The sequence below is a fragment of the Arthrobacter rhombi genome (assembly GCF_039526245.1).
GTDB lineage: Bacteria > Actinomycetota > Actinomycetes > Actinomycetales > Micrococcaceae > Arthrobacter_H > Arthrobacter_H rhombi.
Genome location: NZ_BAAAIV010000005.1, coordinates 141120 through 163052 on the forward strand (window position 1 = coordinate 141120; position 21933 = coordinate 163052).

18 protein-coding genes and 3 tRNA genes are annotated in these 21933 nt (G+C 63.1%); 20 read left to right on the forward strand and 1 reads right to left on the reverse strand.

Annotated features, from left to right (window positions below; all coding sequences use genetic code 11):
- Positions 1-66: 66 nt before the first annotated feature.
- From ABD088_RS05185 to thiL, 13 genes are all read left to right on the forward strand, one after another.
- Positions 67-1356: a CDP-glycerol glycerophosphotransferase family protein gene (locus ABD088_RS05185; RefSeq protein ID WP_343900553.1), complete on the forward strand. Its 1290-nt coding sequence runs from the start codon at positions 67-69 to the stop codon at positions 1354-1356.
- An 80-nt stretch (positions 1357-1436) separates the two neighbouring features.
- Entirely contained in the window at positions 1437-2495 is a 1059-nt protein-coding gene (locus tag ABD088_RS05190; RefSeq protein WP_343900555.1) for a 3-isopropylmalate dehydrogenase, read from the forward strand.
- 69 nt (positions 2496-2564) lie between these two features.
- Positions 2565-3656 (forward strand): branched-chain amino acid aminotransferase, encoded by a 1092-nt coding sequence (locus tag ABD088_RS05195; RefSeq protein WP_343900556.1) that lies wholly within the window; start codon positions 2565-2567, stop codon positions 3654-3656.
- A 109-nt stretch (positions 3657-3765) separates the two neighbouring features.
- Positions 3766-4893, forward strand: a complete 1128-nt coding sequence (gene galE, locus ABD088_RS05200) for a UDP-glucose 4-epimerase GalE (protein WP_343900558.1) — start codon at positions 3766-3768, stop codon at positions 4891-4893.
- 48 nt (positions 4894-4941) lie between these two features.
- On the forward strand, positions 4942-5703 hold the full coding sequence (locus ABD088_RS05205) for a fumarylacetoacetate hydrolase family protein (RefSeq protein WP_343900560.1): 762 nt from the start codon (positions 4942-4944) through the stop codon (positions 5701-5703).
- A gap of 7 nt (positions 5704-5710) precedes the next feature.
- Positions 5711-5986, forward strand: coding sequence for a hypothetical protein (locus tag ABD088_RS05210; protein WP_343900561.1), 276 nt, complete (start codon positions 5711-5713; stop codon positions 5984-5986).
- Positions 5987-6020: 34 nt separating this feature from the next.
- The gene (gene gltX / locus ABD088_RS05215; protein WP_343900563.1) at positions 6021-7529 is read left to right on the forward strand and encodes a glutamate--tRNA ligase; all 1509 of its coding nucleotides are present in this window, start codon (positions 6021-6023) and stop codon (positions 7527-7529) included.
- A 123-nt stretch (positions 7530-7652) separates the two neighbouring features.
- Positions 7653-7724 (forward strand) — tRNA-Gln (locus ABD088_RS05220).
- Positions 7725-7788: 64 nt separating this feature from the next.
- Positions 7789-7861 (forward strand) — tRNA-Glu (locus tag ABD088_RS05225).
- A gap of 49 nt (positions 7862-7910) precedes the next feature.
- A tRNA-Glu gene (locus ABD088_RS05230) sits at positions 7911-7983 on the forward strand.
- Positions 7984-8113: 130 nt separating this feature from the next.
- Positions 8114-9907 (forward strand): dynamin family protein, encoded by a 1794-nt coding sequence (locus tag ABD088_RS05235; RefSeq protein ID WP_372710639.1) that lies wholly within the window; start codon positions 8114-8116, stop codon positions 9905-9907.
- Positions 9904-11571 carry a GTPase gene (locus ABD088_RS05240; RefSeq protein ID WP_343900564.1) on the forward strand — a complete coding sequence of 556 codons (1668 nt, stop codon included), beginning with the start codon at positions 9904-9906 and terminating at the stop codon, positions 11569-11571. Before ABD088_RS05235 ends, ABD088_RS05240 begins: the two co-directional genes overlap by 4 nt.
- Positions 11534-12580, forward strand: a complete 1047-nt coding sequence (thiL, locus tag ABD088_RS05245) for a thiamine-phosphate kinase (RefSeq protein WP_343900565.1) — start codon at positions 11534-11536, stop codon at positions 12578-12580. Before ABD088_RS05240 ends, thiL begins: the two co-directional genes overlap by 38 nt.
- Before the next feature lie 198 nt (positions 12581-12778).
- On the opposite strand, the gene ABD088_RS05250 is transcribed toward thiL, so the two are convergent.
- On the reverse strand, positions 12779-13498 hold the full coding sequence (locus tag ABD088_RS05250; RefSeq protein ID WP_343900566.1) for an IclR family transcriptional regulator: 720 nt from the start codon (positions 13496-13498) through the stop codon (positions 12779-12781).
- Positions 13499-13607: 109 nt separating this feature from the next.
- On the opposite strand from ABD088_RS05250, the gene leuC reads away from it, so the two are divergent.
- The 7 genes from leuC (at position 13608) to ABD088_RS05285 (ending at position 21915) form a co-directional block, all read left to right on the forward strand.
- Positions 13608-15083: a 3-isopropylmalate dehydratase large subunit gene (gene leuC / locus ABD088_RS05255; protein ID WP_343900568.1), complete on the forward strand. Its 1476-nt coding sequence runs from the start codon at positions 13608-13610 to the stop codon at positions 15081-15083.
- Positions 15084-15095: 12 nt separating this feature from the next.
- Positions 15096-15698, forward strand: coding sequence for a 3-isopropylmalate dehydratase small subunit (gene leuD / locus ABD088_RS05260; protein WP_343900569.1), 603 nt, complete (start codon positions 15096-15098; stop codon positions 15696-15698).
- 142 nt (positions 15699-15840) lie between these two features.
- On the forward strand, positions 15841-17166 hold the full coding sequence (gene murA / locus ABD088_RS05265; protein ID WP_343900571.1) for a UDP-N-acetylglucosamine 1-carboxyvinyltransferase: 1326 nt from the start codon (positions 15841-15843) through the stop codon (positions 17164-17166).
- Between the two features lie 6 nt (positions 17167-17172).
- Entirely contained in the window at positions 17173-17946 is a 774-nt protein-coding gene (locus ABD088_RS05270; RefSeq protein ID WP_372710636.1) for a lysophospholipid acyltransferase family protein, read from the forward strand.
- Complete coding sequence (locus tag ABD088_RS05275; protein WP_343900573.1) at positions 17943-18974, forward strand: NAD(P)H-dependent glycerol-3-phosphate dehydrogenase; 1032 nt, start codon at positions 17943-17945, stop codon at positions 18972-18974. Before ABD088_RS05270 ends, ABD088_RS05275 begins: the two co-directional genes overlap by 4 nt.
- Positions 18971-20095 carry a D-alanine--D-alanine ligase family protein gene (locus tag ABD088_RS05280; protein ID WP_343900574.1) on the forward strand — a complete coding sequence of 375 codons (1125 nt, stop codon included), beginning with the start codon at positions 18971-18973 and terminating at the stop codon, positions 20093-20095. Before ABD088_RS05275 ends, ABD088_RS05280 begins: the two co-directional genes overlap by 4 nt.
- Positions 20096-20448: 353 nt before the next feature.
- On the forward strand, positions 20449-21915 hold the full coding sequence (locus tag ABD088_RS05285; protein WP_343900576.1) for a stealth family protein: 1467 nt from the start codon (positions 20449-20451) through the stop codon (positions 21913-21915).
- Positions 21916-21933: the final 18 nt, after the last annotated feature.

Genomic DNA, 21933 nt, shown 5'->3' on the forward strand with positions numbered 1-21933 from the left:
GCTTTCTCGTTCAGCAGTCTAACTGAGACGTTCATGTGAAGACCTACCAATAGAGGACGGTATCCCTTGCCGAGTAGCGACGAACTCAAGGCCGCGCTGAGACGTAGGACGCGTCAGGCCGTGGGCAAGGCCAGCCGCCGCCCACAGGTCAAGAAGGCCCTCGTGTGGACGGGCCTGCGGTCCGGCCGAGCGAATGACAATGAAATGGCCGGAGTCCCGGTCCCGGCGCGAGTGGTGGCGTATTTCGGTGACGGACCCGACAAGCTCTACCAGCTCATCCAATGGCTGCCCGTCCTGGAAAACCTGAACCGTGTGGAACCCGTCGTCGTGGTTTTCCGCAAGATGGAATCCTTCCGTGCCGCCAAGAAGCTGACCACCCTGCCGCGGGTCTTCATCCGGAGATTCTCGGGGCTGATGGGTCTGTATGAGGGCAACGACTTCGAATTGATCCTGTACGTCAACAACGCGATGTCCAACTTCCAATCGTTGGAGGACCCGAGGCCGGTTCATGTCCACATCAACCACGGCGAAAGCGACAAGCTCTCCATGGTTTCCAACCGGGCCAAGGCCTACGACTTCGTGTTCGTGGCCGGCCCCGCGGCAGTTGAGCGCCATCAGGCCAGGTTGATCGACTTCAACCTCGACAAGTTGATCACCACGGGTCGCCCGCAGCTGGATATCGACTTCGCGTCGGAACTGCCATCGAGTGGGTTGCGGACCGTCATGTATGCGCCAACCTGGGAAGGCGAGAACGACGAGAACAACTACACGTCGGTCGACGTCTACGGGGTCCAGATCGTGGAGAACCTGTTGGCGCTTCCCCAGACCCGCGTGATCTACAAGCCGCACCCCCGCGTCCAGGGGTCGCAGGAACCCGCGATGGCGGCCGCGCACACGCGGATCTGCGAGTTGATCGAGGAGGCCGGTGCCGAGCACCAGGTACTGATCGAGGGGAACATTCTCGCCATGTTCGAGAATGTCGACGTGCTCGTGACCGATATTTCGAGCGTGGGATTGGATTTCCTCTACCTGCACCCCGAAAAGCCGCTGGTTCTGACTGATCGGCGCACGGACCCGGAGGGGCGGGCCATCGACGCTCCGATTTCGCGGTCGTGCCAGGTCATCGACGAAACCAACGTCGGGTTCTTGGGCCAGGTGCTGGAGTCATGGTTCGCCGATGCCGAGGGTGTGGTCGACCGCCAAGTCGCGCGTGAACTGTACTTCGACGGCATCCGCCGCGGGGAGTCGACCGAGCGATTCCTCTCCCAAGTTTCGTTCCTCATCGAGGACCGGCGGAGCCGACTGTCGAATTACCGTGCGTGGCGGTCCGCCGATGACGGTGGCGAAGAGGTTTAGCCACTTTTCGGATGCCGGACACTGTCTCATATGTCGAGACGGTTTGTCCGGCATCCGGACGCGGTCCTAATCTGGAAAGCATGAACAATGTGATCGATTTGGCCGTCATCCCGGGCGACGGCATTGGACCGGAAGTCATTGCAGAGGCCATCAAGGTCCTGAAGAAGGCCACGGACGGCGGTGACCGCTCGTTGCGCATCACCGACTACCATCTGGGTGCGCAACATTGGCTGGAAACGGGGGAGGCGCTCACCGAGGAAACGCTGGCGTCACTGCGCCAGCACGACGTCATTCTCTTCGGCGCCGTCGGAGCTGCTCCCGGCGATACGCGCATTCCCTCGGGCCTGATCGAGCGCGAGCTGCTGCTCAAGCTGCGTTTCAGCCTCGATCACTACATCAACCTCCGGCCCGCGAAACTCTACGAAGGAGTTCCGAGTCCCTTGGCGGCTCCCGGGGACATCGACTTCGTCGTCGTCCGTGAAGGCACCGAGGGCCCGTACGTCGGCAACGGTGGTGCCTTGCGGGTGGGCACCGAACACGAGATCGCCACCGAGGTTTCGGTGAACACCGCCTACGGCGTCGAGCGTGTGGTGCGTGAGGCCTTCCGCCGCGCCGCCGAGCGTCCGCGCCGTCACGTGACCTTGGTCCACAAGCACAACGTGCTGGTGTATGCCGGCCACCTGTGGCGCCGCACCGTGGAAGCGGTGGCAGTGGACTTCCCCGACGTCACCCATGACTACATGCACGTGGACGCCGCCACGATCTACATGACCACAGACCCGGCCCGCTTTGACGTCATCGTCACCGACAACTTGTTCGGCGATATCCTGACCGACTTGGCAGGAGCCGTCACCGGAGGCATCGGACTGGCCGCCTCGGGAAACATCAACATGGCAGGCACCGGCCCGTCCATGTTCGAACCCGTCCACGGGTCTGCCCCCGACATCGCCGGGCAGCAGAAAGCCGACCCCACGGCGGCCATCCTCTCGGCAGCACTCCTGCTTGACCACGTGGGCCTGGCCGACGCCGCGCGTCGTGTCGAGGCCGCCGTGGCGAAGGACATCGATTCCCGTGCCGAGCTCACCGATTCCCGCACGACGGCGGAGATCGGCGATGCGATCACGCTGGCCCTGTCATAAGCTGGGGCTGATAGATCGCCGCACGTGACGAGCGGCACGAAAACTTTGCAGAGGAAGTGCGCAGGCACCATGGAATTCTCCCAACAGCTCTCCACCACCCCCAAGAGCGCCGAAGAGCGCGCCAAGGTCCTGGCAGATCCCGGGTTTGGCGACTACTTCACCGACCACACCGCAGTCGTGGACTGGACCCAGGACGCTTCGGGCAAGGGCACCTGGCACGACGCGCGCATCGAGCCCTATGGCCCGATCATGATGGACCCGGCCGCCGCGGTACTGCACTACGGCCAGGAGATCTTCGAGGGGCTCAAGGCCTACCGCCACGCCGACGGCAGCGTCTGGACCTTCCGCCCCGAAGCCAATGCCGCCCGGTTCAACGCCTCCGCCCGCCGGCTGGCCCTGCCGGAACTACCGACCGATGTCTTCATCGATTCCCTCAAGAAGCTGGTCGCGGTCGATGAAGCGTGGGTGCCCTCCGGCGACGGGGAAGCGCTCTACCTGCGCCCCTTCATGATCGCCACGGAGGCGTTCCTTGGGGTCCGCCCGTCGCGCGAAGTGTCCTACCGGGTCATTGCTTCACCCGCCGGCAACTACTTTGGTGGCGAGCTGAAGCCCGTGTCCATCTGGTTGTCCACGAACTACGCACGCGCCGGCCACGGCGGCACGGGTGAAGCCAAGTGCGGTGGCAACTACGCCGCATCCCTGGCGGCCCAGATCGAGGCCGAGGCCAACGATTGCAAGCAGGTCCTGTTCCTGGATCCGACCAATGACAATGCCGTGGACGAACTGGGCGGCATGAACGTCTTCTTCGTCTTCAAGGACGGAACGCTCGTCACCCCCGAGCTCAACGGGAACATCCTCCGCGGCGTGACGCGCTCGTCGGTCCTCGAACTGGCCCGAGAGCGCGGACTGACGGTCCAGGAGCGGAAGATCACGATCGATGAGTGGCGCCAAGCGGCCCAGGACGGTTCCCTCTCCGAGGTCTTCGCCTGCGGTACCGCGGCGGTCATCACCCCCATCGGCGAGCTGAAGACCGCAGAGGAATCGATCACTACCCCGGAGGCGCCGGCCGACTCGGTGGCCATGGGGATCCGTACGCAGTTGCTGGGAATCCAGACCGGTGCCGTCGAGGACTCTCGCGGCTGGCTGACGCGGCTGGTCTAACACCGACCGAATCACTGGCGCTGGCCGGCTTGCCTTCACGGCGGGCCGGCCAGCGCCATCTCCGCAACCGGATGCGGCATTTGGGCCCGGACATCCTAAAGTTGTGACCATGCGCATTCTTGTGACCGGCGGTGCCGGATATATCGGATCCCACACCGTCCTCCTGCTCCTGGAAGAGGGACACGAGGTCCACGTCCTGGACAACTACTCGAACTCCTCGCCCGAGTCGCTCCGCCGAGTTGCCGAGCTGACTGGAAAACACGCCACCGTCCATGTTGCCGACCTCTTGGACGAGGCCGCGCTCGGCCGTGCCCTGGACGCGAGCGGTGCCGAAGCCGTGATCCACTTCGCGGGGCTCAAGGCCGTGGGGGAGTCGGTGGCGCAGCCACTGGCCTACTACCGCAACAACGTGGTGGGTACGCTGAACCTGCTCGAAGCCATGGACGCGCGTGGAATTCGCACGCTGGTGTTCAGCTCCTCGGCCACCGTCTACGGCGATAGCCAGAAGCTGCCCTTGACCGAGGACCAGCCGCTGTCGGCCACCAACCCGTATGGGCAGACCAAACTTCAAATCGAACTCATCCTCGATGATCTAGCCGCCTCGGACGCACGATGGAACATCGCCAAGCTGCGCTATTTCAACCCTGTCGGTGCCCACGAATCCGGCCGCATTGGCGAAGACCCGCAGGGCATCCCCAACAACCTCATGCCCTTCGTTGCGCAGGTGGCCGTGGGGCGCCGGGAAAAGGTCAACGTCTTCGGCGACGACTACAACACGCCGGACGGGACCGGCGTCCGCGACTACATCCATGTTCTCGATCTGGGGGCCGGGCACCTGGCAGCCCTGGAGTACCTTCTGGACCACGGCGGCCTCCACGCATGGAACCTGGGGACCGGGAACGGTTCCTCCGTTCTGGAGGTCATTGCTGCCTTTGAACGTGCGGCCGGCAAGCCCATCGCCCACGAAATCGTCGACCGTCGCCCGGGTGACGTCGCGGCCTCCTATGCCGATCCGACCCGGGCCCGCGAGGACATCGGTTGGAAGGCCGAACGAGGGTTGGAGGAAATGGTGACCGATATGTGGCGCTGGCAGTCCAATAACCCGCAGGGGTTCCCGGAGGAGCCAGAGGCAACGCAGCCGGTCGAGGACGAGGATCTGCCGGGCGCTGAGGAGCGAGGCGCGGTGAATGCATCGAATCAGCGCGAACGGGAAGCCGACGGTCGCAGGACGCGGTAGCCGCCGACCGATCGCGGGGCGAGCAGTTCGTCTACTAGGCTGTAGCCCATGCGTATTGCTCGGTTTGTTCTAGACAATGACCCCATGTATGGCGTAGTTGACGGCGAGGAGGTTGCCGTGATCTCCGGTGATCCCTTCTTCCAGGGGATCCAGCCCACGGGGGCGCGCCACCGGCTCGAGGATGTCCGCCTGCTGGCGCCCATCATCCCGCGGTCCAAGGTCGTGTGCTTCGGACGCACCTATGCCGAACATGCCAAGGAACTCGGTAACGAGGTCCCGGTGGCGCCATTGATGTTCCTGAAGCCCAACACGGCGGTGGTGGGGCCGGGGGATCCGATCACCCTCCCGGCGTTCTCCGAGGAGATCTCCTACGAAGCGGAACTCGCAGTTGTCATCGGACGTATCTGCAAGGACGTTCCTGCGGAAAAGGCAGGCGACGTTATCTTCGGCTACACGTGTGCCAATGACCTGACGGCACGGGACGCGCAACGGACGGACAACCAGTGGGCCCGGGCCAAGGGCTGGGATGGCTCCTGCCCCATCGGCCCGTGGATCGAAACCGAGCTGGACGTCGAGGACGTACGAATCCAAGGACGCCTGGACGGCGAGACGGTCCAGGATGGCGACACGTCGCTGATGGTCTGGAGCGTCGCGGAACTGGTGTCCTACGCGTCCCAGGCCTTTACCCTGCTTCCCGGTGATGTCTTGCTGACCGGTACCCCTGCAGGTGTCGGACTGCTTCGGGAAGGGCAGCGCTACGACGTCGAAATCGAGGGCATCGGGACCCTGACGAACACTTTCCGACGTTAGGACCGGCGTGTACGGAAAGCGCCGGGTTGGACGCACGATGCGCGAGGCCATGACCGATGTCCAGCGCACCAGGGCCGCCCGGCCCCGATGGCAGAAGCGGCTGACCACCCTGTGGGGCATTGCCTGGGCGCTGGCCATTTGCTCGCGGATTTCCTACCGCATGCACTGGCCGGTTCCGATGACTGCCACCTTGCTCGCGGTGGCCATCATTCTGGCCGTCGCCTTGCTCGTCCGTCGCATTGTGGCTGCCGTGCGCGGACAGCGGAAGAGCAACGCAGACTGACCGTAACGACGGGCGTATTAGGATGGGAGTCATCATGACTGAGCCATCCCCCTTTCCCACTGTGACCGACGAAACCCCTGTCCGCGTCCGCTTCTGCCCGTCTCCGACGGGTACGCCGCACGTTGGCCTCATCCGTACCGCGCTGTTCAACTGGGCGTATGCCCGGCACACCGGCGGAAAGATGGTCTTCCGCATCGAGGACACCGACGCCAAACGCGATTCCGAAGAAAGCTATGAGCAGTTGCTTGACGCGCTCGACTGGCTGGGCATCACGTGGGACGAAGGCGTGGCCGTGGGCGGACCGCACGAGCCCTACCGCCAATCCGAGCGTGCCGATATCTACCAGGATGCGATCGCCAAGCTGCGGGGTGCTGGTCATCTGTACGAGTCGTTCTCCACGCCGGAGGAAGTCGAAGCGCGCCATCGGGCGGCTGGACAGGACCCCAAACTCGGGTACGACAATTTTGATCGCCATCTGACCGACGAGCAGGTTGCGACCTTCCGTGCCGAGGGACGTGAACCGGTGCTTCGGCTCCGCATGCCGGACGAGGACCTGACCTTCACGGACCTGGTCCGCGGTGAAATCACATTCAAGGCGGGAACCGTTCCGGACTTCGCTGTCGTCCGAGCCAACGGCAAACCCCTGTATACGCTGGTCAACCCCGTGGACGACGCATTGATGGGCATCACCCATGTCCTGAGAGGCGAGGATCTCCTCTCGTCCACACCCCGGCAAATCGCCCTCTACCGGGCCATGATCGACGTGGGCATCGCCCAGTACATGCCCCTCTTCGGGCATTTGCCCTATGTCATGGGTGCGGGCAACAAAAAGCTCTCCAAGCGTGACCCGGAATCCAGCCTGTTCCTGCACCGTGACCGCGGGTTCATCCCCGAGGGGCTGCTGAACTACCTGGCGTTGCTCGGGTGGAGCCTGTCCGCGGACGAGGACATCTTCAGCCGCGAGCAGCTGGTGGAGGCCTTTGACGTCCACGACGTGCTGGCCAACCCGGCGCGCTTCGACTTGAAGAAGGCAGAGGCCATCAACGGCACCCATGTGCGCCTGCTTGAGGCACAGGACTTCCGCGATCGACTGGTTCCCTACTTGAACCGTGCAGGGTTGACAGGCGCCACATTGACCGACGATGAGGCCCGCATTCTCGACGAGGCGGCGCCTCTGGTCCAGGAACGCATCACCTTGTTGGGTGAGGCTCCCGACATGATCGAGTTCCTCTTCCGTGGCGATGATGAAATCGTCATCCACCAGGATGCCTTGAAGGGCATGCCCGGTAACGCCGACGAAGTGCTGGACACCGCTGTTGGCGCGTTGGTTGGACTGGACGCCTGGGATGCCGAGTCGATCCAGGGTGTGCTCCGCTCGGCACTGATCGAGGGAATGGGCATCAAACCTCGCCTTGCCTTCGGTCCGTTGCGCACCGCAGTCTCGGGAAAGCGCGTATCACCGCCACTGTTCGAGTCCATGGTGATCCTGGGCAAGGAATCCTCGCTTGCCCGGCTGAAGGCCTTCAAGGAAACGCTGGTCTGACGTCCGCCGCGGCGGTGGCCGTAGACGATTTTGGTTTTGCCGGGACCCTCGGGTAAAGTAATTACTCGTGCTGAGGCACCGGGAACAGCCCGAAAGGGCAGGGAACGGGTCCCGGCAAACCATTGGGATATGGTGTAATTGGCAACACATCGGTTTCTGGTACCGACATTCTAGGTTCGAGTCCTGGTATCCCAGCGCTACAGCCGGAGCAGATACTGCGCCGGCTGGCATTGTCCGGGGAGTATGCCGGGCAAGCTATGGCCCCATCGTATAGCGGCCTAGTACGCTGCCCTCTCACGGCGGTAACGCGGGTTCGAATCCCGCTGGGGTCACGTTCGCAAGAACAGGGAAGCATCGCCCCGTAGTGGATGCAAGCTATGCGGCCCCATCGTATAGCGGCCTAGTACGCTGCCCTCTCACGGCGGTAACGCGGGTTCGAATCCCGCTGGGGTCACGTGAGTGAAATCGCAGCACGCCTTCTCGGTGTGCTGCGATTTCTGTTTTTCGACACCGGGTTATGTCATCGCCCCGTGTCATTGCAGCGCCTGCCAGACTGATCTTCACCGGTTTGGCATGATGTACCTGTGAATACCGACGAGAGTGCTGGCCACGCTGCTGAAGCAGCTGTGGGTCTTTTGCAGGATTGCCTGGACGTTCTGCATGACGTCCGCCTTCCGTTGGAGCTTCCGGGCGCGGTCGAAGTACGGCAGGCGTTGTCTTCCGCGGTGGTGCAACTCGACGATTACATCCTGCCCCGGTATCGGAGCCTCGAGGCTCCGCTGTTGGCTGTCGTCGGCGGGTCCACGGGGGCCGGGAAGTCGACGTTGGTGAATGCGTTGGTCGGCCACCCCGTCACGCGCTCCGGTGCCATCCGGCCCACCACACGCCAACCAATTCTTCTGCACCATCCTCACGATAGGGGCTGGTTCGAGGGCGACCGCATCCTACCGGGCCTGCCGCGGATTACCGGCTCCGTGGTACCCGGTGGTGCACTGCCTGGAGCCGACGACGGCGCGATCTCGGATCCGGGCGGCCAGGAACGGATCGGCGGACAATCTCTGGTGTTGGTGGGCCAGGGGTCGGTGCCACAGGGCATCGCCTTGCTAGATGCGCCCGACATCGATTCGGTATCCGACGCCAACCGGCAGTTGGCCGGGCAATTGCTCGCCGCGGCCGATTTGTGGCTTTTCGTCACCACCGCCAACCGTTACGCAGATGCCGTTCCGTGGCGGGTGTTGGCCGAGGCTGCCTCCCGGGAGATCACGTTGGCCATCATCCTGGACCGCGTCCCGTCGGGGGTCGGGGACGAAGTCGCTGCGGATCTCCGCTCCATGTTGGATCGGCAGGGCCTGGCTGATGCAGTGCTCTTCACCGTTCCCGAGTCAGATCTCGACGCCGTGGACATGCTGTCCACGGACGCCGTGGAGCCGATTCGCGCCTGGCTGACGGCCATCGCTGCAGACAGCAGCGGCCGGGCCGCCATTGCCCGGAAGACCCTGACCGGTGCTGTAGCGCAACTGGGGCAGCAGATGTCGGAGATTGCCAGCGCCGAACGTGAACAACGCGACGTTGGAAGGGAACTGAGCAGACGGGTCGCCGAGGCCTACGACGCGGCCTCCCAGCGCATCGGGGTAGCGACCACGGAAGGCACGCTGCTCCGGGGTGAAGTGTTGGCCCGGTGGCAGGATTTCGTGGGGACCGGAGAATTCTTCAGGTCACTGGAAACAGGGATCGGAAAACTCCGGGACCGTATCGGTGCCTTCTTCACCGGTCGTCCGCAACCCGTAGAGAACGTGGAACAAGCCATCGAAACCGGCCTCCATGCGGTCGTCGTCGACGAAGCCGCCAAGGCAGCAGAACAAGCAGAGGCCTTCTGGCGATCGGATCCTGCAGGGCGCACTTTGGTTGCCCATGCGGACCTGGGAACTACGTCTCCGCATTTCGATACCCGAGTTGCGGCAGAGATCCGCGATTGGCAGGGCGAGGTCCTGGGCCTCATCCGTGCCGAGGGCGCGGGTAAACGATTCACCGCCAGGATGGTGTCCTTCGGTGTCAACGGCGTCGCCGTGGCCCTGATGGTTGTTGTCTTCGCCTCCACGGCTGGACTGACCGGGCTGGAAGTCGGCATTGCCGGCGGAACCGCGGTGGTAGGCCAGAAGCTCCTGGAATCCATCTTCGGTGAAGACGCCGTCCGCCGCCTTGCCAAGGAAGCCAGGGCCGGGCTCAACAAGCGCGTGGCAACTCTGTTGGCAGGGGAGGCCGAGCGCTTTCTGGCCACCTTGGAAGACGTCCCCTCGTCAGACGACATTGACGAGGTCGAATCAGTGGCCGGACGGCTGTCCCAGCTGGCACGGCGGAGCCGGGAGGCGACGGCATGACCCGGTCGAACAAGGCCGCGGATTCCATCTCATTGGCCGAACGCATCGAAGCGCTCCGGGAAGCGACCGATCTTGGCCAGGACCGTGTATCCAATAACGCCGTCGTGCAGGCAGAGCATGTTCTGGAACAGGTGGGCACCCGCAGGTCGTTGTCCGCGGAACACACCGTCGTCGGGTTCTTCGGTGCAACGGGCAGCGGTAAGTCCTCGCTGTTCAACGCAGTCACCGGCCGGGAGCTTGCCCGCGCGGCTCCCACCCGTCCGACGACCAGCCATACGTTGGCCGGGGTCTGGCAAGCCGAGGGAAGTGGCGACCTCCTGGACTGGCTGCAAGTCACGGAACGCCACCAGCTGGATACGCCGTTCCAGTCGGCCACGACCGGAGTCTGGCGGCGACGGAGCGAGGAAGCCAGCGGACTGATCCTCCTTGACCTGCCGGACTTCGACTCGACAGCCACGGCGAACCGTGAAACCGCAGAACGGTTGGCAGGACAGGTCGACGTATTGGTCTGGGTCCTCGACCCGCAAAAATATGCCGACGCCGCGGTCCATCATGACTTCATCCGGCCGCTCGCGGCGTACGCCGGCATTACCCTGGTCGTCCTCAACCAGATCGACCGCCTGCGCGCAGATACTCGCGCTCCCGTCTTGGAATCGCTGCGGGGAATCCTCGCAGCCGATGGGCTACGACGTCCTCGTCTTCACGCGGTTTCAGCAACGACCGGTGAGGGCATCGATGATTTGCGCGAAGCCATCGCCGGCTTCGCGGTGGCAAGGGCCGCTGCTACCGATCGAGCACTGCAAGACGTCTCCGCGGCGGCGCGCGGGTTGTCTGACGACGCTGGTGGCCAGGACGACTCGCCAGCGCTGGGACACGGCCTGTCAGAGCCCCGAGCCACCGATGTAACGCGCCTGGCCGGCGAGCTGGCACAAGCCTCGGGCGTGGAAACCGTCGTGAATGCAACCCGGAAGTCCTACAGATTGCATGCGACGGCCAGGACCGGGTGGCCCGTCACGCGCTGGATTGGACGACTGCGACCAGACCCGTTGCGGCGCTTGAACCTGAGGCGTCGCGACATCAATCCGGAAATGAACCGGACATCGCTTCCCGTGCCCGGCGCCGCCCAACGTGCCCAGGCCGATTCGGCAGTACGTGCCTTCGCGGACGGCATCAGTGTCGGAGCACCCGATACCTGGCGGGGATCGATCAGACGAGCGGCCCGTTCCAGCTCGCGGGAGCTGCCCGACGCACTGGACCAGGCCATTGCATCCACTGACATTTCGGCTGGCCGTGGTTCCTGGTGGTGGCCCGTCATCGGCATCGTCCAGTGGCTGGCCTTGGCTGTTGCCGTAGGTGGAGCCGGGTGGCTGGGAGCATTGGCGTTGATGGGTTACCTTCAACTCGACGTTCCGGCAGCTCCCCGAGTCGAAGGTTTTCCGGTCCCGACGATCATGCTCATCGGAGGGCTGCTTTTGGGTGTTCTGCTGGGCCTGACGGCCGGCTTCCTCGCCCGCGCCGCTGCCGCCGGGCGGGCACGTACAGCACGGAAGAAGCTCAGGACTTCGATTGCGTCAGTGGCGGAGCGTTCCGTGGTCGCCCCCGTCCGTGATGAGGTCCGGCGTTTCAATGAGTTCACATCTGCAGTCGCGAGGGCACGTGGATAGGCCGCAGACGTCACCGGGCATCACCGTCGCGGGAATCGGGGAGTCAGGACTGCTGGAACGGATCCTCCCTCGATTGCAAGGCGCGCCACCGTTGCTGGGGCCAGGTGATGATGCAGCGGTCATTGCAGCGCCCGGAGGCCGCTTCGTCTTTACCATCGACACCATGGTCCAAAATCAGGATTTCCGCTTGAACTGGCCCAGCGGCCATGGTTCGACAGGCTTCGATGTGGGTTGGAAATCTGCGGCGCAGAACCTTTCTGATGTCAACGCCATGGGCGCCATCGCCACCTCCGCTGTCATCAGCCTCACGATTCCCTCCACGACCGAGGTCCGATGGGTTGAGGATTTTGCCGACGGATTCAGCGCGGCAGTCCGCGAATTGGGCGCCGGCGAGTGCGTCATTGCCGGCGGCGACTTGAGCCGGGGTGGTGAGCTCTCCGTGACAACTGCAGTGACGGGGCGGATCGTCACGACAGATCCAGTGCTGCGCAGTGGTGCACAAGTAGGTGACGTGGTGGCCGTCGGCGGAATGCTGGGTGCAGCAGCGGCGGGATTCGAGCTCTTGGAGTCCAGCGAACCGGAGGGCCCCGAGCCAAATGACTCGCATCTCTTCATCGCCGGGCAGATGCGCCCTCGACCCGATTTGTCCGCCGGCCCGGAGGCAGCGAGGCACGGCGCTACGGCGATGATGGATATTTCTGATGGACTCCTTCGCGATCTTCCCCGCCTGGCCCACGCCAGTGGCGTGGCCATCGATGTGGTCCGGAATCAGCTGGTCGATGCGGCAGCAGGGGGCGTCATGGACTGGGCGCGCCGTGCGGGCCGTAATCCTGAGGAATTCGTCCTCCAAGCCGGGGAGGACTTTGCGCTGCTGGCGACTTTCCCGCCCTCGACATCGATACCCGGCGTCTTCACCCCGATTGGGCGTGTAGTGCAGCGGACGTCGGGTGGATTCCTGTTTCTCGATGGAGCACGGGTGGACGCCACTGGATGGGATCACTTCGAATAGCCACGCGTTGGTGCGCAGACGCCTGGCGACCCGGGCCTTCTGCTCTATGAGCGCAAGCGGCGGGCATCTCGAGAGGAAGGCCCAACGACGATCTCCAGCAGTACGTCGCCGCCCCCCCCGGCAGAAGTTTCAGCATGGAGGACGCAGTGCATACCAAGAGGGTGCTGACCGCGCTGATCACCGTGGCACCGGAACGGGCTAGGCGGTGGGTTTCTTCAGCGCCTCACTGAGTTGCGCTGCAATCGCGCAGACAATCCCTGAGTGTGCCTTGCCCGGTTGACGAGTCAGCCGCTCGATGGGACCGGAGATCGACACGGCCGCGATCACCCGGCCGGACGGCCCGCGAACCGGTGCCGAAACCGAGGCGACGCCTTGCTCGCGTTCCCCGAGTGACTGCGCCCAACCGCGACGGCGAACACCGGCCAGGATCGTGGGGGAGAAACGTGCATGGTTCAGACCGTGGAGCAAGCGCTCGTGGTCCTCCCACGCCAGGAGCACCTGTGCGGCGGAGCCGGCCTTCATGGACAGCTGTGTTCCCACCGGAATGGTGTCGCGCAGGCCCACCGGTCGTTCGGCCGAGGCCACGCAGACGCGGTGATCGCCCTGGCGCCGGAATACCTGTGAACTTTCCCCTGTCGCGTCGCGCAGCTGGATCAGGAGCGGTCCGGCCGCGGCGATGAGTCGATCCTCGCCGGCAGCGGAGGCCAGCTCCACGAGGCGGCTGCCCAACATGAACCGTCCGTGGATGTCCTTGGCCGCTAACCGGTGATGAACCAGGGCCTGGGCGAGCCGGTGCACCGTGGGACGTGACAAGCCGGTCGCCGCCACCAGTTGGGCGAGGCTGATGGGGCCCGCTTCGAGCGAGTCGAGCACGAGCGCTGCCTTGTCGATGACTCCGACTCCGCTGGGTGTGTCCATGATCTGATACTACCGTCTCAGCATTTGAGATGCACGCCGAAGTGCTGGCACGCCATGCAAGCGCGGTGGTTTCCTTGTATGGAGGCAAGATTTCAGGAGGAAAACCGATATGTCGTCACCGCAGGTATCCGTCGGAACGTCCCAGACGTTGGCCGAAAAGGTATGGAACGCCCACGTGGTCCAGGAAGGTGGCGGAGAAGGCGAGGCCAAGCGGCCGGACCTCATCTACATCGACCTTCACTTGATTCACGAGGTGACCTCTCCTCAGGCGTTTGAGGGACTGCGGTTGGCGGGACGACCGCTGCGTCGGCCTGATCTGACGATCGCCACCGAGGACCACAACACACCCACGCTGGATATCGACAAGCCGATCGCCGATCTGACGTCCCGTACTCAGATCGAAACCCTGCGCACCAACTGTGCCGAGTTCGGCGTCCGCCTGCACTCACTGGGCGACAAGGAGCAGGGTATCGTCCACGTGGTCGGGCCCCAGCTCGGTCTGACCCAGCCGGGCGTCACCGTCGTCTGCGGCGATTCGCACACCTCCACGCATGGCGCCTTTGGTGCGTTGGCTTTCGGCATCGGCACGTCCGAGGTCGAGCATGTCATGGCCACGCAGACGCTCTCGCTCAAGCCGTTCAAGACCATGGCGATCAACGTCGAGGGGGCGCTGAGGCCCGGGGTGACCTCCAAGGACATCATCTTGGCCGTCATCGCCAAGATCGGCACCGGCGGCGGGCAGGGCTACGTGCTCGAATATCGCGGTTCTGCCATCCGCGCACTTTCCATGGAAGCACGTATGACCATCTGCAACATGTCCATCGAGGCAGGGGCCCGTGCGGGCATGGTCGCGCCCGATCAAACCACCTTTGATTACCTCGAAGGGCGTCCTCACGCGCCGCAAGGCGAGGACTGGACTGCCGCGGTCGAGTACTGGAAGACGCTGCGCACCGACGACGATGCCGCATTCGACGCCGAGGTTAACATCAATGCCGACGAGCTCGAACCCTTTGTTACTTGGGGGACCAACCCGGGACAGGGCGTTTCGCTGTCCCGTCCGGTCCCTGCCCCGGAGGACTTCGAGGACGAGAACGCCCGCGCCGCCTGCGAGCGTGCCCTGGACTACATGGGCCTGACCGCAGGAACGCCGATGAAGGACATCCGCGTGGACACCGTATTCCTGGGCTCCTGCACGAACTCCCGCATGGAGGATCTGCGCACCGCCGCGGACATCATCCGAGGCCGGCAGAAGGACCCGGATATCCGCATGATCGTCGTTCCCGGTTCCGCCCGGGTCCGGCTGGAGGCCGAAGCCGAGGGGTTGGACCAGGTCTTCAAGGACTTCGGCGCCGAATGGCGATTCGCCGGATGCTCCATGTGCTTGGGGATGAACCCCGATCAGCTGGCGGAGGGCGAGCGCTGCGCGTCCACCTCCAATCGCAACTTCGAGGGCCGCCAGGGCAAGGGCGGGCGCACCCACTTGGTTTCCCCGCTGGTCGCCGCCGCCACCGCGGTCCGCGGCACGCTCAGCTCACCCTCCGACTTGGACCCGATCGACGGCGCTGCCGCCGCCACGGCCGCGTAAGGACACCCGAACATGGAAAAGATCACCACCCACACCGGCGTCGGCGTACCGCTGCGGCAGTCCGACATCGATACCGACCAGATCATCCCCGCCGTCTACCTCAAGCGGATCACTCGGACGGGCTTCGACGATGCGCTCTTCGCCCGCTGGCGCAAGGACCCGGAGTTCGTGCTGAACCAGGAAGCTTATTCAGCCGGCTCGGTGCTGGTCGCCGGTCCTGACTTCGGCACTGGTTCCTCCCGCGAACATGCGGTCTGGGCGCTGAAGGACTATGGGTTCCGTGCCGTGCTTTCTTCCCGGTTCGGTGACATTTTCCGGGGAAACTCCGGCAAGCAGGGGCTCGTTGCCGCGCAGGTTGCCCAAGGCGATATCGAGCTCATCTGGAAGGAGCTGGACAACCACCCTGGCACCCAGGTCACCGTGGATCTCGCATCGCGGACCGTGACGTGCGGATCCATCGTGGCCCCCTTCCAAATCGACGACTACACGCGGTGGCGCCTGATGGAGGGGCTGGATGACATCGGGCTGACCCTCCAGCAGGAATCCAGCATCACTGCCTACGAGGAGACACGGCCGGGCTGGAAGCCCCGGACGCTGCCCGCGCAATACTCCTGAGGGTCGCCGGCCACTTCCGCCGACAGCGAATCGCGGCGCGGGCACGGCCCGTTGTGCCGGGGGCGCGGGGGGTGGTGGCTGTATGCTTACCGGGAACCTTCGGAGATCTCGAAGAACCCAAACAAGTGTGAGGTTTTGATACATGGGCAAGGTCCTGACTATCCACGGCGGAGTGCCGCTGAAGGGGAGAGTAAAGGTCAGGGGGGCCAAGAACCTGGTACCGAAGGCGATGGTCGCCGCGTTGCTCGGAAATACGCCGTCAGTACTGCGCAACGTCCCGGAAATCAAGGACGTCGAGGTCGTTACCAGCCTGCTGAAGATCCACGGCGTCAAGGTCAGCAAGGACCCGGAGACCGGCGACCTGACCATGGACCCCCAGGGTGCCAAGACGGCCCCGTCAAACGAGATCGACGCCCATGCCGGTGACTCTCGCATTCCCATCTTGTTCTGCGGACCACTGATCCATAGCATCGGTGAAGCCTTCATTCCAGATCTGGGCGGCTGCCGGATCGGCGACCGGCCCATTGACTTCCACTTGGAAGTCCTGCGCAACTTCGGCGCCGTGGTGGATAAGCGGCCGAATGGCATTGCCATCAGCGCCCCGCATGGGCTCAAGGGCGCCAAGGTCTCCTTGCCCTACCCGAGTGTCGGCGCCACGGAGCAGGTCTTGCTCACGGCAGTCCGCGCCGAGGGCATCACCGAGCTCGTCGGCGCAGCCGTCGAACCGGAAATCATGGACCTCATCGCCTTGTTGCAGAAGATGGGCGCCATCATCACCGTGCAGACCGATCGGGTCATCCGCATCGAGGGTGTCGACCAGTTGCATGGCTACAACCACAAGGCCATCCCTGACCGCAACGAGGGCGCCTCATGGGCTTCCGCGGCGCTGGTCACCCGTGGTGACATCTACGTGGAAGGCGCCGACCAACAGGATCTCACCTCCTTCCTGAACACCTACCGCAAGGTCGGCGGCGACTTCGAGGTCCACGACGACGGCATCCGCTTCTTCCACCCCGGCGGTGAACTTAAGCCGTTGGTCCTGGAAACCGACGTGCACCCCGGTTTCATGACCGACTGGCAGCAGCCGTTGGTAGTGGCGCTGACCCAGGCCCACGGGGTGTCGATCGTCCACGAAACCGTGTATGAGAATCGCTTCGGGTTCACCGACGCGCTGGTGCGCATGGGGGCAACCATCCAGCTGCACCGCGAATGCCTCGGCGCGGTTCCCTGCCGCTTTGGCCAGCGCAACTTCCAGCACTCGGCGGTCATCACCGGGCCGGTGCAGCTTGTCGGCCGGGATATTGACATCCCCGACCTGCGCGGCGGTTTCTCGCACCTGATTGCGGCCCTGGCCGCCGACGGGACCAGCCACGTGACGGGCATCGAGTTGATCAGCCGCGGCTACGAGAAGTTCCTGGAGAAGCTCCATGGCCTGGGTGCCCGCGTCGAAATCGGCGAAATCGCCTAGGCACTGATGAAAGGACAACCGGGGCAACGCCTGGTCTTCGCTGTGATGGCGGGTATCGCCAGACCACTGATGAACCTGCTGCTGGCCAAGACGTGGCACGGGTTCGAGAGCCTACCTGAGGGTGGGTTCATCGCCTGCCCGAATCACGTGACGGAAATCGATCCAGTCGTCGTCGGGCACGCCTTCTACAGCAACGGGCGACTGCCGCGGTATCTTGCCAAGGAATCGCTGTTCAAGGTGCCGGTTGTTGGCCGTGCACTGCGCGCTTCGCGCCAGATCCCGGTGACCCGGTCAACAGCCAACGCCAACCGATCCCTGGCAGTCGCCCGGGAAGTGCTCGATGCTGGTGACGTCATCATCATCTATCCAGAAGGAACGCTGACTCGGGACCCGGACGAATGGCCGATGCGCGGGCGTACCGGCGCTGCCCGTCTGGCCTTGCAGACCGGGGCTCCCGTGGTCCCGATCGCCCATTGGGGCGCGCAGCAGGTGTTGCCCCGCTATGGCAAGTCATTGAAGATCTTCCCCCGCAAACGCGTCCACGTCCTGGTGGGCGAACCGGTAGACTTAGCCGACCTTCGAGAGCGGCCGCTGACCCGAACTGTTCTGGACGAGGCAACCACCCGGATCATGAAGGCGCTCACTGAGCAGGTCGCCATCCTGCGCGGCGAAACGCCGCCGCCCACTTTATGGGACCCTAGCGCCCATGGACAGGCCGCCACCGGCCGGATGGCACTAGACGGCAAACACGCTGATGACGAACAGGGAGGAACTCGTTGAGGCCCGCACCACGCAAGATCGCCGTTCTGGGCGCCGGAAGTTGGGGAACGACGTTCGCCAAGGTCCTGGCCGATTCCTGCGCCAACGATGGGACAGTGGTCCAGCTGTGGGCTCGTCGCCCCGAGGTCGCCAACGAGATCACCACTCGGCACACGAATGCGACCTATCTCAAGGAAACCCGACTCCCGGAGAACATCACTGCCTCCACGGATGCCGCCGTCGTCCTAGAAAACGCGGAAATGGTGGTTCTGGCAGTCCCGGCGCAGCAGCTCCGCGGACAACTGCGGGAGATCGGGAACCTGATCCCCGCCGGTGCCGTGATCGTTTCGCTGATGAAGGGGCTCGAGCGCGAGACCGACGCGCGGATGACCGAAGTAATCGCCGAGGAGCTCGACTGGCCACAGAATGCGATCGCCGTGGTATCCGGTCCCAACTTGGCGATGGAAATCGCCCGGCAGGAGCCGACGGCCTCGGTCGTGGCGTGTCCCGACGAGGACACGGCCGCTTGGATTGCCAATGCGTGCTCACCGGATTACTTCCGGCCGTACACGAACACCGACCTCATCGGTGTGGAAATCGGCGGCATCGTCAAAAACGTCATTGCCCTTGCCGTGGGCATCTGCGACGGCCGCGGCATGGGTGACAACACCAAAGCCTCCGTCATCACCCGCGGTCTGGCGGAAACCACCCGGCTGGCGCTGGCCATTGGCGGAAAACTTGAAACCATGTCAGGGCTGGCCGGATTGGGCGACCTTGTTGCCACCTGTTCATCGCCCCTGTCACGCAATCGGACGGCCGGCCGCCACCTGGGGAGCGGGCTCAGCCTCGATGAGGTCAACGAGGTGATGACCCAGACGGCTGAAGGCATCAAGTCCGCACGTGCTGTCCTGGATCGGGCCCGCAGCGTCGATGTGGAGATGCCCATCACCGAAGCGGTTGTCATGGTCCTCGAGGGCCAGCTGACAGTCTCCGATATGGCAGAGCGCCTTCTGGGACGGGAACTGAAATCCGAAGGAGAAGCCTCATGAACCAGGAGAACGAAACCAGGACGCGAGTGGCGCTGCTCTTCGGCGGTCGCTCACCAGAACACGCCGTCAGCTGCGTCACGGCTGCCGGCATCCTGCGTGTACTGGATGACTCGAAATATGATGTCCTGCCGATTGGGATCACCCGGCAGGGCCAGTGGACGATCACCGAAACCGACCCCGAGTCCTGGTCGCTGAGTTCCGGGAACTCCCCGGAGATTGAACCCAGTGGTGAATCCTTGCAGCTGGCCCGGACCGACGGCGGCAGCGAGCTCATCGGCCACAGCGCCACGGGCGCGTTCCGGAGCCTCGGTTCCGTGGACGTCGTGTTCCCCGTGTTGCACGGCTCCTTCGGCGAGGATGGGACGGTGCAGGGCCTGCTCGAGTTGGCTGATATTCCCTACGTCGGCTCAGGAGTAGCCGCCAGCGCGATTGGCATGGACAAGCACTTCGCCAAGCTCGCTTTCGAAGCTGCTGGGCTCGACGTGGGTCCCTACGAGGTCATCACTGACAAGCAGTGGCAGCGCGACCGTGACGGCGCCCTGGCCCGTGTATCCCGCCTGGCCTACCCGCTTTTTGTTAAGCCGGCACGTGCAGGATCTTCCGTCGGCGTCAGTCGCGTCGCAGACGATGCGGGGCTGGTAGAGGCCATTGAAGCGGCCCGGGAGCACGACCCAAAGGTCATCATCGAGGAAGGAATCGTCGGGCGCGAGATCGAATGCGGCGTCCTCGAGGGACGCGGTTCGGAGTTGCCCCGGACTTCACTGCCGGGTGAAATCGCCGTCACTGCAGGTTCCGATACCTTTTATGATTTCAACGCCAAGTATGTCGACGGGGGAGCAGCGGAGCTGAGCTGCCCGGCTGACCTACCGGCAGACCAGGTCGCCGCGATCCGCGATCACGCAGCCGTGGCCTTCGACGCCATCGGCGGGGAGGGGCTGGCCCGGGTGGACTTCTTCTACACCGAGGATGGCCGGTGGGTGATCAACGAGATCAACACCATGCCCGGATTCACTCCGATCAGCATGTACCCGCGGATCTGGGGTGAGACCGGGATTAACTACGCCGATCTGGTCGACGAGCTGATCTGGCTCGCGATGAACCGGCGTACAGGCCTAAGGTAGTCGTTCCGAAAATTCAGAGAACGGTGTAGTTGCTGAGTCGGGGACCCATTATCGGGTTGCACAATCGAGTTTTGGAGAACACTAGGAGCTAGTCTGCTGAGGGTTATACCAAAGCACAGTCGGGGGGGGATGCGGTTATCGGTGCCGTGGTTTTTGGGAGTTCACTTGTCAGAAGCGCAAGACTGTGGTGCTTTCGTTTTTTGTCCTTAGGTCAACGCGCCGCCCTAAGCAATGCTGCCTATGGAATGCTGGCTCTGGTTCGCCGATTGCGTGCGAGGCACAACGTACTCTTGGGAAATCGGGGGTGTAGTTCAGGCGGACGCTTTCATGTAGTTGATCGTGCCTACGACTCGATGGCCGTCGGTGCAGAAAACCTTGCGATTATCCAAGAATCGCTTTCTGCAGCCGGCATCGAATATGTGACCGTTCCATCCGCTGATGCTTTTCGCTCCACAGTTGTAGTTCGGCGCGAGAGTTCTGCTTCGATTGCCTCGACTCTGTCAGAATTGACCGGCACAGATGGCTGGTTTGTGGACAGGCAAATTGCCCAGATATTGCCATCGGCTTTCACGGGCAGTAGCCGATTTGAGCAAAAGCGCGGCGTTGTTGCTTATATCGCGGGGAGGCGCTGCATTACTAGACGGGGAGTAACCCTGTCCAATCACCGCGAATTTGTGAGCATTCAAGTCTGGACCAGCGTTTCTTCCGCAGCTGGGGGCGGTGAAGTCGCAGATGGCTGCTCGGGAAGGCTATTTTCTTCGCCGTCGCATGAAAAGAGCATAGTCAGTTCCCTTAGTACCTCACAATGGAACGACGCCCAAACCAGTCCTGGCCACTTCCTGGAACTTGGGGGTCCGCTCCTGATGCAGGTTACGGAACCGATAGATGTGGTCTATACATGGGTCGACGGATCCGATCCCCTTTGGTTGGAGCGCAAGCAGGCGGCGCTTTCTTGGACCGATGTTTCCGCGTTCCACGAAAGCGCAGCTTCTCCCTCGAGGTATTCCAGCCGGGACGAACTGAAATATTCCCTTCGTTCAGTCGAGATGTACGCAAATTGGGTTCGACACATTTACATCGTGACTGATGGACAGATTCCGCCTTGGGTGGATGCAGCTCATTCGAAGATCACCATCGTGGATCATAAGGAGATTTTTTCGGATTGTGAGGGGCTGCCCGTATTCAATTCGCATGCGATTGAGTCGCAGCTTCACCGAATACCGGGACTTTCCGAGAAGTATCTATACCTGAACGATGACATTTTTTTCGCTCGTCCGGTCTCTCCTACGCTATTTTTCACGAGTAGTGGATTGTCCAAGTTTTTTCCGTCTCAGGAAACACTGGACCTGGATCGAGCGAGCGAGATCGATATGCCAGTTGCTGCTGCGGCCAAGAATAACCGAGAGTACATGCTCGGAGAATCGGGCAGAGTACTTACAAACAAGTTCAAGCACACGCCGCACGCCCAAATACGGAGCATTCTGGAACAGTTTGAGGAAGACGAGCCCCGACTATTTAACAGAATTTTGAATTCACGCTTTCGGCATCCGGACGATCTCTCAATCGCGTCGTCGCTATATCACTATCTGGCTTATGTGAAGGGGAAGGCCGTTGAAGGGCGAATCAAATACGCATACGTGGACATTGGTCGCTCGGACACGGCTTTCCGGCTACGGCGTCTTGGAAACCGACGTGACTTGGATGTCTTTTGTCTCAACCTGACTGCGGCCTCCAAAGCGAGTGCTGATGAGAACGATCGGGTCGTAGAGGATTTCTTGAACGAGCGATTCCCCGTACCGAGCAGTTTCGAACTGCTCTAGATCTCAAGATGGCCATAG